The sequence below is a fragment of the Klebsiella sp. 2019SCSN059 genome, assembly GCF_021739525.1.
GTDB classification, from domain to species: Bacteria; Pseudomonadota; Gammaproteobacteria; order Enterobacterales; family Enterobacteriaceae; genus Klebsiella; species Klebsiella quasipneumoniae.
Map to the genome: position 1 here is coordinate 46,642 of NZ_JAKKOM010000031.1, position 13,502 is coordinate 60,143.

General features: G+C 59.0%; 14 protein-coding genes. 5 read left to right on the forward strand and 9 right to left on the reverse strand.

Annotation, left to right across the window (positions count from 1 at the left end; all coding sequences use genetic code 11):
* Positions 1-42: 42 nt before the first annotated feature.
* From phnK to L2I46_RS23585, 8 genes are all read right to left on the reverse strand, one after another.
* Entirely contained in the window at positions 43-801 is a 759-nt protein-coding gene (phnK, locus tag L2I46_RS23550; protein ID WP_023291666.1) for a phosphonate C-P lyase system protein PhnK, read from the reverse strand.
* Positions 798-1,646, reverse strand: a complete 849-nt coding sequence (locus L2I46_RS23555; RefSeq protein WP_002885202.1) for an alpha-D-ribose 1-methylphosphonate 5-phosphate C-P-lyase PhnJ — start codon at positions 1,644-1,646, stop codon at positions 798-800. Before L2I46_RS23555 ends, phnK begins: the two co-directional genes overlap by 4 nt.
* Positions 1,639-2,703: a carbon-phosphorus lyase complex subunit PhnI gene (locus L2I46_RS23560; protein WP_023291667.1), complete on the reverse strand. Its 1,065-nt coding sequence runs from the start codon at positions 2,701-2,703 to the stop codon at positions 1,639-1,641. The genes L2I46_RS23555 and L2I46_RS23560 overlap by 8 nt, the downstream gene beginning before the upstream one ends.
* A complete protein-coding gene (gene phnH / locus L2I46_RS23565; protein ID WP_008807244.1) occupies positions 2,704-3,288 on the reverse strand; it encodes a phosphonate C-P lyase system protein PhnH in 585 nt (194 codons plus the stop codon). It lies immediately after the preceding gene.
* Positions 3,285-3,737: a phosphonate C-P lyase system protein PhnG gene (gene phnG, locus L2I46_RS23570; protein ID WP_236948266.1), complete on the reverse strand. Its 453-nt coding sequence runs from the start codon at positions 3,735-3,737 to the stop codon at positions 3,285-3,287. The genes phnH and phnG overlap by 4 nt, the downstream gene beginning before the upstream one ends.
* Entirely contained in the window at positions 3,738-4,463 is a 726-nt protein-coding gene (phnF, locus tag L2I46_RS23575) for a phosphonate metabolism transcriptional regulator PhnF (RefSeq protein ID WP_072421275.1), read from the reverse strand. It lies immediately after the preceding gene.
* 155 nt (positions 4,464-4,618) lie between these two features.
* On the reverse strand, positions 4,619-5,053 hold the full coding sequence (yjdN, locus tag L2I46_RS23580; protein ID WP_023291671.1) for a VOC family metalloprotein YjdN: 435 nt from the start codon (positions 5,051-5,053) through the stop codon (positions 4,619-4,621).
* A 227-nt stretch (positions 5,054-5,280) separates the two neighbouring features.
* Positions 5,281-5,616 carry a zinc ribbon domain-containing protein YjdM gene (locus L2I46_RS23585; RefSeq protein ID WP_023291672.1) on the reverse strand — a complete coding sequence of 112 codons (336 nt, stop codon included), beginning with the start codon at positions 5,614-5,616 and terminating at the stop codon, positions 5,281-5,283.
* Between the two features lie 544 nt (positions 5,617-6,160).
* Here L2I46_RS23585 and proP point away from each other — a divergent pair.
* Complete coding sequence (gene proP / locus L2I46_RS23590) at positions 6,161-7,663, forward strand: glycine betaine/L-proline transporter ProP (RefSeq protein WP_032454589.1); 1,503 nt, start codon at positions 6,161-6,163, stop codon at positions 7,661-7,663.
* A gap of 49 nt (positions 7,664-7,712) precedes the next feature.
* Here the strand turns inward: proP and melR are convergent, their stop codons facing one another.
* Complete coding sequence (melR, locus tag L2I46_RS23595; RefSeq protein ID WP_004206385.1) at positions 7,713-8,651, reverse strand: transcriptional regulator MelR; 939 nt, start codon at positions 8,649-8,651, stop codon at positions 7,713-7,715.
* 239 nt (positions 8,652-8,890) lie between these two features.
* Between melR and L2I46_RS23600 the strand changes: the two genes are divergently transcribed.
* The 4 genes from L2I46_RS23600 (at position 8,891) to L2I46_RS23615 (ending at position 13,351) form a co-directional block, all read left to right on the forward strand.
* Positions 8,891-10,243 (forward strand): alpha-glucosidase/alpha-galactosidase, encoded by a 1,353-nt coding sequence (locus L2I46_RS23600; protein ID WP_023291675.1) that lies wholly within the window; start codon positions 8,891-8,893, stop codon positions 10,241-10,243.
* A gap of 92 nt (positions 10,244-10,335) precedes the next feature.
* Positions 10,336-11,751, forward strand: a complete 1,416-nt coding sequence (gene melB / locus L2I46_RS23605) for a melibiose:sodium transporter MelB (protein ID WP_032454591.1) — start codon at positions 10,336-10,338, stop codon at positions 11,749-11,751.
* A 274-nt stretch (positions 11,752-12,025) separates the two neighbouring features.
* Positions 12,026-12,982 (forward strand): plasmid segregation protein ParM domain-containing protein, encoded by a 957-nt coding sequence (gene parM, locus L2I46_RS23610; protein WP_032454592.1) that lies wholly within the window; start codon positions 12,026-12,028, stop codon positions 12,980-12,982.
* 9 nt (positions 12,983-12,991) lie between these two features.
* Positions 12,992-13,351: a plasmid partitioning/stability family protein gene (locus tag L2I46_RS23615; protein WP_105491299.1), complete on the forward strand. Its 360-nt coding sequence runs from the start codon at positions 12,992-12,994 to the stop codon at positions 13,349-13,351.
* Positions 13,352-13,502 lie beyond the last annotated feature (151 nt).

Sequence of the window (13,502 nt, forward strand, 5' to 3'; positions counted from 1 at the left end):
TGCAGGCCGGGTCAGGCGCAGCCGCCGCCCGGCAAAACAGCGTCAGTTCTGCAATACCGACGACACCAACAGCTGGGTGTAAGGGTGATGCGGATCGTCGAGCACCCGGTCGGTTAAGCCACTCTCCACCACCTGGCCCTGCTTCATCACCAGCAGTCGGTTCGCCAGCAGGCGGGCGACGCCGAGATCGTGGGTGACAATCACCACCGCCAGATTCAGCTCCACCGCCAGGCCGCGCAGCAGGTCAAGCAGCCGCGCCTGCACGGACACATCCAGCCCGCCGGTGGGTTCATCCATAAACACCAGCTTCGGCTGGGTGACGAGATTGCGGGCGATCTGCAGGCGCTGCTGCATGCCGCCGGAAAAGGTGGTGGGCAGGTCGTCGATGCGCGAGGGCGGGATCTCCACCTCCTGCAGCCACTTTTCGGCGGTGGCGCGAATGTTGCCGTAGTGGCGCGCGCCGGTGGCCATCAGCCGTTCGCCGATGTTGCCCCCGGCGGAGACCTGGCGACGCAGGCCGTCCATTGGGTGCTGATGCACCACCCCCCATTCGGTGCGCAGCAGGCGGCGGCGTTCGGCTTCGCTCATGGCGTACAGCGAGCGCTGCTGGTACAGCACCTCGCCCCGCTGCGGCGTCAGGCGGGCGGAAATCGCCTTCAGCAGGGTGGTTTTACCGGATCCGGACTCCCCAACGATGCCGAGCACTTCCCCCGGCCACAGTTCGAAGGAGACGTCGCGGAAGCCTTTATCCGGGGCATAGAGATGGGTCAGGTGATTGACGGCAAGTAACGGCTGGCTCATTTTTTCTGCCCCTCGCTCTGCTGGCGGCAATAGTCGGTATCGGAGCAGACAAACATTCGCTGGCCGCTGTCATCCAGCACCACTTCGTCGAGGTAGCTGTGGCGCGAGCCGCAGATGGCGCAAGGCTCATCCCACTCCTGGACGGTAAACGGATGGTCGTCGAAATCGAGACTTTCCACCGGGGTATAGGGCGGCACGGCGTAGATCCGCTTTTCGCGCCCGGCGCCGAACAGCTGCAGCGCCGGCATCATGTGCATTTTCGGGTTATCGAATTTCGGGATCGGCGAGGGGTCCATCACGTAGCGGCCATTGACCTTCACCGGGTAGGCGTAGGTGGTGGCGATATGGCCGAAGCGGGCGATATCTTCATACAGTTTCACCTGCATCACGCCGTACTCTTCCAGGGCGTGCATAGTGCGGGTTTCGGTTTCGCGCGGCTCGATAAAGCGCAGCGGCTCCGGGATCGGCACCTGATAGATCAGGATCTGATCCTCCACCAGCGGCGTCTCCGGGATGCGGTGGCGGGTCTGGATCAGGGTGGCGTCTTCAGTGCGCTCAGTGGTGGCGACGCCGGTCACGCGCTTAAAGAACTGGCGGATCGACACCGCGTTGGTGGTGTCATCGGCGCCCTGGTCAATCACCTTCAGCACGTCGTTCTCGCCGATGACGCTGGCGGTCAGCTGGATGCCGCCAGTGCCCCAGCCGTAGGGCATCGGCATTTCGCGACCGCCGAACGGCACCTGATAGCCGGGAATGGCTACCGCTTTGAGAATAGCCCGGCGGATCATGCGCTTGGTTTGCTCGTCGAGATAAGCAAAGTTATAGCCAGTCAGTGGGTTAGCCACGTTCGTTCTCCCGTTGCAGGCGTTTCAGCAGCGCCAGTTCGGCCTGGAAATCGACATAGTGCGGTAGCTTTAGATGCGAGACGAAGCCGGCGGCTTCAACGTTATCGGCGTGGGCCAGCACAAACTCTTCATCCTGGGCGGGACCGGCAATCTCTTCGTCATAGTCCGCCGCCTGCAGGGCGCGGTCGACGAGGGCCATGGCCATCGCTTTGCGCTCGCTCATGCCGAAGGTCAGACCGTAGCCGCGGGTGAAGTGCGGCGGTTCATCCTGCGGGGCGACGAAGCCGTTGACCATTTCGCATTCGGTCAGCAGCAGCTCGCCAATATTGACGCTAAAGCCTAGCTCTTCCGGGACAATCTCCACCTGCACGTAGCCGCTGCGGATCTCGCCGGCAAACGGATGGTTGCGGCCATAGCCGCGCTGAGTCGAATAGGCCAGCGCCAGCAGGTAGCCTTCATCGCCGCGCATCAGCTGCTGCAGGCGCGAAGAACGCGAGCAGGGGTAGACCGGCGGGGTGCGGGTGATATCGTCGGGCGGTGTGCCGCGATCTTCCTCGGCCTTCGCCAGCCCCTGCTGCGTGAGCAGGCTGAAAACATGCGGCGAGGTCGGCGCTTCGCTATCGGCTTTCGGCACAGACGGCGCGTCGCCGTTCGCCAGCAGGGTAAAATCGAGCAGGCGGTGGGTGTAGTCGTAGGTAGGGCCCAGCAGCTGACCGCCGGGGATATCTTTGTACACTGCCGAGATGCGGCGTTCGAGACGCATTCCGGCGGTGTCGATCGGTTCGCTAACCGCCAGCCGCGGCAGGGTGGTGCGGTAGGCGCGCAGCAGGAAGATCGCTTCGACGTTATCGCCGCTGGCCTGCTTGAGCGCCAGCGCCGCCAGTTCGCGATCGGCGATGCCGCCCTCGGTCATCACCCGGTCCACCGCCAGATTGAGCTGGTCGCTTATCTGGTCAACGCTCAGTTCGGGAAGCCGTCCATCGCCCCGTCGTTTCTGTTCCTGTAAGGCGTGAGCGGCGCGGATCGCCTTCTCGCCGCCCTTGACGGCAACGTACATTTAGCAAACCTCCACGTGGGTGGTGCGCGGGATCGCCAGCAGGCGCTCGCCGCAGGTGAGGATCAGGTCAATGCCCAGCGGGAACGGGTGCGGGCGCTCCGTCAGTTCGTCAATGATGCAGTCCGGCAGCTGAGGGGCGATCATTCGCTCTTCGGCAATGCCTGCCCCGGTCAGGCGCAGCATGCGCCCGCCGCTCAGGCTGGCGAGCTGGACGATCAGCGTGACGCCGGTCTCCGGGGCGGTGACGGTGCCCGCGGAGAGGACGTTGAGCTGCTCGGCGCTGATGCCGTCATTGGCGACCGCAAAGACCGCCTGCTGCGGCTGGTCCACCAGCGGCGCGCCGGTATGGAAGCGCAGATTCTGTCCCACCAGATCGTTATGCAGGGCGCTGGCGAGCCAGACCGGCGTTTCGTGATCGGCAAGGGTCAACAGCAGGCTGGTGGAGGCGACGTTCAGCGGCTGCCAGCCGTGCTGCAACTGCTGCAGGGAGACAATCACCCCCGGCTCGCTCATCGCTTTCAGCAGGCGACGAAAACTGTGTTGGGCATCCTGCACAGCCAGGGTAAAAGCGGGTTGTAAGGTCATGCGTTATCTCCGCGAACCAGGGTAAATAAGTCGACCCGGCTGGCGTTGACTTCGGCGCGTCGGGCTTCAATGCGCGCGCTGCGTAGCGCTTCCAGCGGGGTTATCAGGGTTTCCATTAAATTGTGAAAATGGCGGGGCGACTGCAGCAGGGCGTCGATGGCCGCGCAGCGTTCGGCGTGCGGGCGGTCGCGGCCTAAGATCCAGCTGTAGCCGAGCGTACCATCGGCCAGACGTACCGCCGCCCGGGTGAGCGTGGCGTCGCCGGCGAAGAAACGGTCGCCGATACCGCCCATCCGGGCCTGAAGCTGCACCAGGCCTGTCTCGGGAGAGCGGATCAGCTCATACTCCGGCGCCAGCTGCAGGGCGTGCATGCGTGCCAGAAGATCTTGCGGTTCACTGTGGGCCAGCACGGACATCCAGCGCTGGCGGGTGGCGGTATCGAAGTGCATTTAGTGCTCCATGGTGAATTCAATCATGTCGGCGCGGGTCAGGCTGACGGAGTATTCGGTGACGGCCTGCTCGCCCTGGCGGCTGTTGAGGGTGCGCACGCAGAGCAGCGGCGCCATATTGGGGATCTCCAGCAGCTTGCTCTCTTTCGCTTGCGCGCGACGGGCGCTGATTTTGGTGCGCACCCGGGTCAGTTCGACGTCAAGCCGATCGCGGAGCAGGTTGTGCAGCGAGCCGTGGCTGAAGGTCTGCAACACCGGCCAGAAGCGCAGGTCGGCGAAGTAGTGGTCAATCAGGCACAGGGCGACGCCATTGACCCGGCGCAGGGTGCGCAGGTGGATGACATTCTCGCCCTCGGTAATGCCAAAGGCCTCGGCAACGTGCGCGCTGGCGGGGCGCAGTACCGACAGCAGTTTTTCGCTGGTGGGATCGCTGCCTTGTTCCAGCAGGTTCTGGCTGAACCGCGCCTGGGCATTGAGCGGGTAATCGATCGGCCGCATCAGCACCAGCACGCCGACGCCCTGACGGCGTTGTACCCAGCCGCGCTCAACCAGCTGGTCGATAGCCCGACGCAGGGTATGGCGGTTTACATCGAAGCGCGTCGCCAGCTGCTGCTCGGCGGGCAGATAGTCGCCGCAGCGATAGTGGTGGCGCAGCTCCTGCTCAAGCCGGGCGGCGATTTCCTGATAGCGCGTGGGATAACTGGTCGGATGTCTGGACAGGTGCATGGTCATCAAGCCTCACACAGCATAGGCGAGGAGCCTCCTCGCGTTGTGAGCCGATCCTGACCGGTTTATGTTGCAGTTCTGTTAAGTGATGATGACTAAAGGATGAAGAGTTAATGCCAGACGGATGACAGGGCGGCCAGGCCGCCCTGGCGGGGTCAGCCTTGTTTGACCACGTTGATCATCCATGGGACGCCAAAGCGATCGACGACTTTGCCGAAGCCGTGGGCCCAGAAGGTTTCCTGCCAGGCCATCTCAATGCGCCCGCCGACCGCCAGCGCGTCGAACCAGCGCTGGCCTTCAGCGACATCGTTGGGATCGAGGACGAGGGTGAAGCCGGCGTAATGCACATCGGGCCCGAAGGCGCTGTCGCTTAGCATCAGCTCGCCGTTGCCGATGCGCAGGCTGGCGTGGGCGATGGCGTCATCCGCCATCTTCTGGCCAGACGGGCAGCCGTCAGAGGCTTCCTGCGCCGAAGGCGGCATTTCGCCAAAGGTCATTTTAAACATCAGCTCGGCGCCCAGCGTCTGCTGATAGAAGGCGATCGCCTCGGCGCAGTTGCCCGCAAAGGCAAGGTAGGGACTTAAGGACATGGTGAATACCTCAGTGACCGTAACCCGTAAAGCGTAGTCGCCCACAGCGGGATTGAGCCAGACGGCAGCGCGAAAATGGGGCGGGAATAGTGCTGCAGGCGGCAGCGTAAATAGCGGCGGCTGGCGGGATAAATAACCGGATGCGCAGGGAGGCGAAGGGCAGTGAGGATATCGGGAGCGGCGACGGCGATAGGGGAAAATAATCGCGTCGCCTGCCCGGAAATAAATCAGTTCTTTTTGACGAATTCAGATTTCAGCTTCATCGGGCCAAAACCGTCAATTTTGCAGTCAATATTGTGATCGCCTTCGACCAGGCGGATATTCTTCACTTTGGTGCCGATTTTCAGCATCGAAGAGCTGCCTTTAACCTTCAGATCTTTCACTACCGTGACGCTGTCGCCATCGGCCAGTAAATTGCCATTGGCATCTTTAACGATCAGAACGTCGTTTTCTTCCGTGGCTTCGGCAGGGTTCCACTCATGGGCGCATTCCGGGCAGATGTACATGCCGTTGTCTTCATAAGTGTAAGTCGAATCGCATTTTGGGCAGTGTGGCAGTTGCATGACGTTCCTCGTGATGTCGTCGAAAAACAGGACGTTGGTCCTTTAAACAGCGGCTGAGAGCCGAAAGTGGCTATGATTATAGCGCAATCACCCACTTTTGTCGGGTGTTTTTTTGCTAAAAAATAGCCGGGGCGCTATTCCGGGAAGAACCGAATAATTGCTGAAATTAACCGCCGGCGATGGAACAACATCGACGAAATAATTTCCGGGCGATCTGCAGGAAATGAACTTATTTATTTTCTGGGACTCTGTAATTAGGCGGTAAATTTATGTGAAGTTGATCGCAGATATAAACACTGTTAGGGTAAAAAAGGGGAGCAGGTCAATTTCATCAATTATGACGATGAGCCGCTCCATTTATTCACCAGTAGCCACAGCAGGCGTCAACAGGTTCGGTTGTACATTCTGTCAGCAGACAGTGCAGGCAAACCTGCTACGCTTGAAATGAGGAGCACAGCAATTCACCGCTCCTGACGCACGTTGCGAATGGCTTTGCCATTCGGCGAAGAGACGTGCATTCAAGGCGGAGTAGCAGAGGAAAAATATGCTTAAAAGGAAAAAAATAAAGCCCATCACCCTTAAGGATGTGACCATCATCGACGATGGTAAACTGAAAAAGGCGATCACCGCGGCCTCTCTGGGCAACGCGATGGAGTGGTTCGATTTCGGCGTCTACGGCTTTGTGGCCTACGCCTTAGGTAAAGTCTTCTTCCCCGATGCCAACCCAAGTGTGCAGATGATTGCCGCACTCGGTACCTTCTCCGTTCCATTTTTAATTCGTCCGCTGGGCGGCCTGTTCTTCGGGATGCTGGGCGATAAATACGGTCGGCAGAAAATTCTCGCGATAACTATCGTGATCATGTCGATAAGTACTTTCTGTATCGGCCTTATTCCTTCGTATGCCACGATAGGTATCTGGGCGCCGATCCTGCTGCTGCTGTGTAAAATGGCGCAAGGCTTCTCGGTCGGTGGTGAATATACCGGGGCGTCGATCTTCGTCGCGGAATACTCCCCTGACCGTAAACGCGGGTTTATGGGCAGCTGGCTGGACTTTGGCTCTATCGCCGGGTTTGTGATGGGGGCCGGCGTGGTGGTCCTGATCTCCAGCGTAGTGGGGGAACAGAACTTCCTTGAGTGGGGTTGGCGTATCCCGTTCTTCCTGGCGCTGCCGCTAGGCATCATCGGCCTCTATCTGCGCCATGCGCTGGAAGAGACCCCGGCGTTCCAGCAGCATGTGGACACCATGGAGCAGGGCGATCGTGAAGGTCTGCAGGACGGGCCGAAGGTCTCTTTTAAAGAGATTGCCACTAAGCACTGGCGTAGCCTGCTGACCTGTATCGGTCTGGTGATTTCCACCAACGTGACCTACTACATGCTGCTGACCTACATGCCGAGCTACCTGTCGCATAACCTGCACTACTCGGAAGACCATGGGGTACTGATCATCATCGCTATCATGGTCGGGATGCTGTTTGTGCAGCCGATTATCGGCATGCTTAGCGACCGCTTCGGCCGTCGCCCGTTTATCCTGATTGGTAGCGTGGCGCTGTTTGCCCTGTCGATCCCGGCCTTCATTATGATCAACAGCAACGTGACTAGCCTGATCTTCGCCGGTCTGCTGCTGCTGGCGGTGGTGCTGAACTGCTTTATCGGGGTGATGGCCTCCTCGCTGCCGGCGATGTTCCCGACGCACATCCGCTTCAGCGCCCTGGCCAGCGCCTTTAACATCTCGGTGCTGATTGCCGGTCTGACGCCAACCCTGGCGGCGTGGCTGGTGGAAACCACTCAGAACCTGATGATGCCGGCGTACTACCTGATGGTGGTCGCCATGGTGGGTATGGCGACGGGCCTGTCGATGAAAGAGACCGCTAACCGCCCGCTGAAAGGGGCGACCCCGGCGGCGTCGGACATCCAGGAAGCGAAAGAAATTCTGGGCGAGCACTACGATAACATCGAGCAAAAAATCGAAGATATCGATCAGGAGATCGCCGATCTGCAGGAAAAACGGTCGCGTCTGGTGCAGCAGCATCCGCGTATCAACGACTAACGGTTTTCACTGCTAATCATGCCGCCTGGGGAAACCCCGGCGGCATTTTTTATGCCTCCGGCAAGGCCAGACCGTGACGACGCTGTTGGCTGAGTTTACGGTACTGCTGCGGCGGCATCCCCACGTAGCGGGTAAAGGTGCTGTAGAAGCGGCTGCTGGAGCGGAAACCGGCGGTGAGGGCGATATCCAGGATGGTCTTGTCGGTATCGCTCAGCAGCGCCCGTACGTGATTGATACGCATGGCGGTAATGTACTGCTTCATGGTTTGCTGCATCACTCTCTGGAATACCCCCATCGCATAGTTCGGGTTGAGCTTAACGTGCTCGGCGACGGCATTGACGGTCAGCGCCTGGTCGTAGTGGGCGGCGATAAACTCCAGCATCTGGCTGACATAAAACTGCGCATGGCGCGAGACGCTGTTCTTATGGGTGCGCGAGGTTTTGTTGACCAGAATCGGCTGCCAGCCGGCGAGGCTCAGCCGCTTCAGCATCAGGGCGATTTCATCGATCGCCAGCTGGCGAATCTGTTCATTGTCGTGGTTCAGCTCCTGCTGCCAGCGGCGCACCTCGAAGGCGCTCAGCTGCTGGGCGGCGAGGGATTTAATCACCATCCCGTGAGTGACGTGGTTGATCAGCTCCCGGTCCAGCGGCCATGAGAGAAACAGATGCATCGGCAGGTTAAAGATCGCCATCTGCTGGCAATCCCCCGGGCGGGTCAACTGATGCGGCGTACAGGCCCAGAACAGGGTGATATAGCCTTTCTCTATGCGCACCACTTCGTTATTAATCAAATATTCCACGTCGCCATCGAACGGCACGTTGACCTCCACCTGGCCATGCCAGTGGCTGGTAGGCATGGCGTGCGGCGGGCGCAGCTCGATATCCATACGCTGATACTCAGAGTAGAGCGCCAGCGGGCTGCGGCTCTGCTTTTCATCGCTGCTGCACATAAAGGGATCGGGGGGCAGGGAGGTGAAGCGGTATTCCATCGTTAGCGTATTCCTGAATTGTCAGAGTGGCTGCATTTTTCGCCAGAACTGACGACAGCTTAGCGGAAGAATCGGCCCATTTTCTCTCCTTTTTGCGCAATCTGTTACCGAAAACTCAGATTTTGTGGCGCTTAATGGCCGATCTGAGCTTTCGGGAATGCTCCGGTGGGAACAGGGCAGCGCAACGCTGAACGGCGTGCCACTCTGCAAGGGTTCAATGACCAGATGGAGAGAGCGTAATGACCGCCCCAAAAATTACCTTTATCGGCGCCGGTTCGACGGTGTTCGTTAAAAATATTCTCGGTGATGTTTTCCAGCGCCCGGCGCTGAAATCGGCGCATGTCGCGCTGATGGATATCGATGACACCCGGCTGGAAGAGTCGCATACCGTGGTGCGCAAGCTGATGGATTCCGTCGGCGCGAAGGGCGAAATCAGCTGCCATCGCGATCGCAAAACAGCCCTGCAGGGCGCTGATTTCGTTGTGGTCGCCTTCCAGATTGGCGGCTATGAGCCCTGTACCGTCACCGATTTTGAGGTCTGTAAACGCCATGGCCTGGAGCAGACCATCGCCGATACGCTGGGTCCGGGGGGCATTATGCGCGCCCTGCGCACCATACCTCACCTGTGGGCTATCTGCGACGACATGACCGAGGTCTGCCCGGACGCCACCCTGCTTAACTACGTCAACCCAATGGCGATGAACACCTGGGCCATGTACGCCCGCTACCCGCATATTAAACAGGTTGGCCTGTGCCACTCGGTGCAGGGAACGGCGGAAGAACTGGCGCGCGATCTTGACCTCAACCCGGCGGATTTACGCTACCGCTGCGCCGGGATTAACCATATGGCGTTCTATCTCTCGCTGGAGAAAAAGCTCGCCGACGGCAGCTATGTCAGCCTCTATCCCGACCTGCTGCAGGCCTACGCCGATGGGCGCGCGCCGAAGCCTAACCTGCACGGCAACCCGCGCTGCGAAAACATCGTCCGCTATGAGATGTTCAAAAAGCTCGGCTACTTTGTGACCGAGTCATCGGAGCATTTTGCCGAATACACGCCATGGTTTATCAAGCCGGGCCGCGAGGACCTTATCGCCCGCTATAAAGTGCCGCTGGATGAATACCCGAAACGCTGCGTCGAGCAACTGGCCAACTGGCATCAGGAGCTGGAGAGCTATCAGCGCGGCGAGCGCATCGAGGTGAAGCCATCCCGTGAGTATGCCAGCACCATCATGAACGCCATCTGGACCGGCGAGCCAAGCGTGGTGTATGGCAACGTACGCAATGACGGCCTTATCGACAACCTGCCGCAGGGCTGCTGCGTGGAAGTGGCTTGCCTGGTGGACGCCAACGGCATTCAGCCGACCAAAGTGGGCGCGCTGCCGGCGCATCTGGCGGCGCTGATGCAGACCAACATCAACGTGCAGACGCTGCTCACGGAGGCGATCCTCACCGAAAATCGCGATTACGTCTATTACGCCACGATGATGGATCCGCACACCGCCGCGGTGCTGGGGATCGAAGAGATCTACGCGCTGGTGGACGATCTGATCGCCAGCCACGGCGACTGGCTGCCGTCCTGGCTGCATCGTTAATCTTCTCATGCCGCCGGGGGCAACGACCCGGCGGCGTCCTGCATGCTCTATCAAACACTGAAGGAGGCGCTGGCGACAGCGACCTGTACCCTATGAGTATTTCAATGACAACAAAGCTCAGCTACGGATTTGGTGCCTTTGGTAAAGATTTCGCTATCGGTATCGTCTACATGTACCTGATGTATTACTACACCGATATTGTTGGACTGTCGGTTGGGGTGGTCGGCACCTTGTTTCTGGTGGCGCGGATCCTCGATGCGATAGCCGATCCGATCATGGGTTGGATCGTCAACTGTACGCGATCGCGATGGGGGAAATTCAAACCGTGGATCCTGATTGGCACGATAACCAACTCGGTGGTGCTGTATATGCTGTTCAGCGCCCATCACTTCTCCGGCGGGGCGCTGCTGGCATGGGTGTGGCTGACCTACCTGCTGTGGGGGTTCACCTACACCATCATGGATGTGCCGTTCTGGTCGCTGGTGCCGACCATTACCCTCGATAAACGCGAACGTGAACAGCTGGTGCCGTATCCACGCTTTTTCGCCAGCCTGGCGGGATTCGTCACTGCCGGCGTCACGCTGCCGTTTGTCAGCGCCGTGGGCGGCGCCGACCGCGGTTTCGGTTTCCAGATGTTCACCCTGGTGTTGATCGCCTTCTTCGTGGTTTCCACCCTCGTCACGCTGCGCAACGTCCACGAGGTTTACTCCTCGGATAGCGGCGTGAGCGAGGATGCCAGCCATCTCTCACTGCGCCAGATGGTGGCGCTGATCTATAAAAACGATCAGCTGGCCTGCCTGTTGGGCATGGCGCTGGCCTATAACACGGCGGCGAATATTATCGCTGGCTTTGCGATTTACTACTTTACCTACGTGATTGGCAGCGCGGAGATGTTCCCGTATTACATGTCCTACGCCGGCGCGGCGAACCTGCTGACGTTAGTGCTGTTTCCGCGGCTGGTGAAAGGGCTGTCGCGGCGCATTCTGTGGGCGGGCGCTTCGATCATGCCGGTGCTGGGCTGCGGCGTGCTGTTGCTGATGGCGCTGAGCGGGGTCTACAACGTCGCGCTGATTTCGCTGGCCGGCGTGCTGTTGAATATCGGCACCGCGCTGTTCTGGGTGCTGCAGGTTATTATGGTGGCCGATACCGTCGACTACGGCGAATATACGATGAACATCCGCTGCGAAAGTATCGCCTATTCGGTGCAGACGCTGGTGGTGAAAGCGGGCTCGGCGTTCGCGGCCTGGTTTATCGCCATCGTGCTCGGTATCATCGGTTATGTGCCGAATGTGGCCCAGTCGTCCCGGACGCTGCTGGGGATGCAGGCGATTATGATTGCGCTGCCGACGCTCTTTTTTGCCCTGACGCTGTTTCTCTATTTCCGCTATTACAAGCTCAACGGCGATATGCTGCGTCGCATTCAGATTCACCTGCTGGATAAATATCGTCGGGTACCGGAAAATGTGGCTGAGCCGGAACGGCCCATTGTGGTACCCAACCAGGTGTAAAAAGCGTTCGAAAACAGCTGACGAAAGAGGGGAGGGATGCTCTCTTTTTTGGACAAAAATGAGCGTTGAAAGCGGACAAAAAGAGAAATCGCATTTCTCTAATTTGTCTCAAAATATTCTCTCTTTAGGTTCGTGAAGTTGTTATTTGCTCTAATTGTTCTCAATTAAAGCTCAGAATTGTCTCTTTTTCGTGCTCTTGCGCTGCTTTTTAACTCTTGCTACTCTTTTGGGTGTTACATTTTTCTCTTATTTGTCTCAGTGATGGAGCAATGCGATGCGCATTTTTATCGATGATGGTTCAACCAATATCAAAATGCTGTGGGAGCAAGATGGCGAAACTTTCACCCATATCAGCCCCAACAGTTTTAAACGCGGCTGGTCTGCCACCTTCGGTTCCGGGAAGCCCTTTAACTACACCGTGGATGATGAAAAGTACTCATTCGACCTGATCACTCCCGACGCGCTCCCGACCAATAATATTGACTGGCAGTACAGCCCGTTGAACTCCATCGCTGTCCATCACGCGCTGCTGACCAGCGGTCTTGAGCCACAGGACGTCGAAATAGTTGTGACGCTGCCGCTGACTGAATTTTATGACGAGGATGCGCAATATCGCCTCGACAACATTGAGCGTAAGAAAAAGAGCCTGCTGCGCGAAGTTAAGCTGAATAAAGGCGTGGTGTTCAACATCACCAAAGTCACCGTGCGCCCGGAATCGATTCCGGCGGGCATTAGCCTGTGCGATGAACTCAAGCCCTCCCATTCGGTGCTGATTATCGACCTCGGCGGCACCACGCTCGATATCTCGATGGTCGCCGGGCAGATGACCTCGGTTTCGCGCATTTACGGCGACCCGAAGCTGGGCGTATCGCTGGTGACCGACGCCGTTAAGCTGGCGCTGGCGCGGGCTAACACCGATACCTCAAGCTATAACGTCGACCAGATCATTATCAATCGCCATGACGAAGCGTACCTGACCGATAACATCAACGATCCGGATGCGGTTTCTGAGGTGAAAAAGGTGATCACTAACAGCATCGAACGTCTGACCACCCGCGTCCTGACGGCTATCGATAGCTTTAAAGGCTACTCGCATGCCATCGTGATTGGCGGCGGCGCGCCGCTGGTTGCCGATGCCATTCGTGAACGTATGGGCCTGCGAGAGGACCGTTTCGTGGTGGCTGAAGAGCCGCAGTTCGCCCTGGTGCGTGGTCTGAAAATTATTGGCTAAGGAGCGTCTATGACTCTGGAACGCAGAAAAGTGCTGATTTACCTGCGCCCGGATATCAGCGCCAGCGAGCGCTTCGCGGACGCAAAAATTGAGGCCCACCATCGCGGCGACCGCGGCGATATGTCGCGCACGGCGCTGCTGGCGGGGCTGGCGTTAGGGGAAGTCGATAGCCGCTTACCGTCGATGCTGGCGGCGCTGCTGGCGGAAGACACTAAACCGGAAACGCTGCGCAAGATGCTGGCCTCGTTCCTTGAGATCCAGCCGGCCTCTTCCGCCCCAGCGGCCGCCCCGGCTAAGGCGCCGGAGCCGCCCGCGCCGGTCAGCGAGAGCGTTTCGGCGCGCAACCTCGCCGGTTCGCTGCCGGACTAAGCGCTATTCGCGGTTTGCGCTATCCGGGAAACTCCCCGGCTTGCGCTGCGCTTAGCCGGGCTACTGTTTACACTGTCCGGTAGCCCGGGTAAGGCGGAACGCCGCGACCCGGGAAATTCCCCGGCTTGCGCTGTGCTTAGTTTGTAGGCCG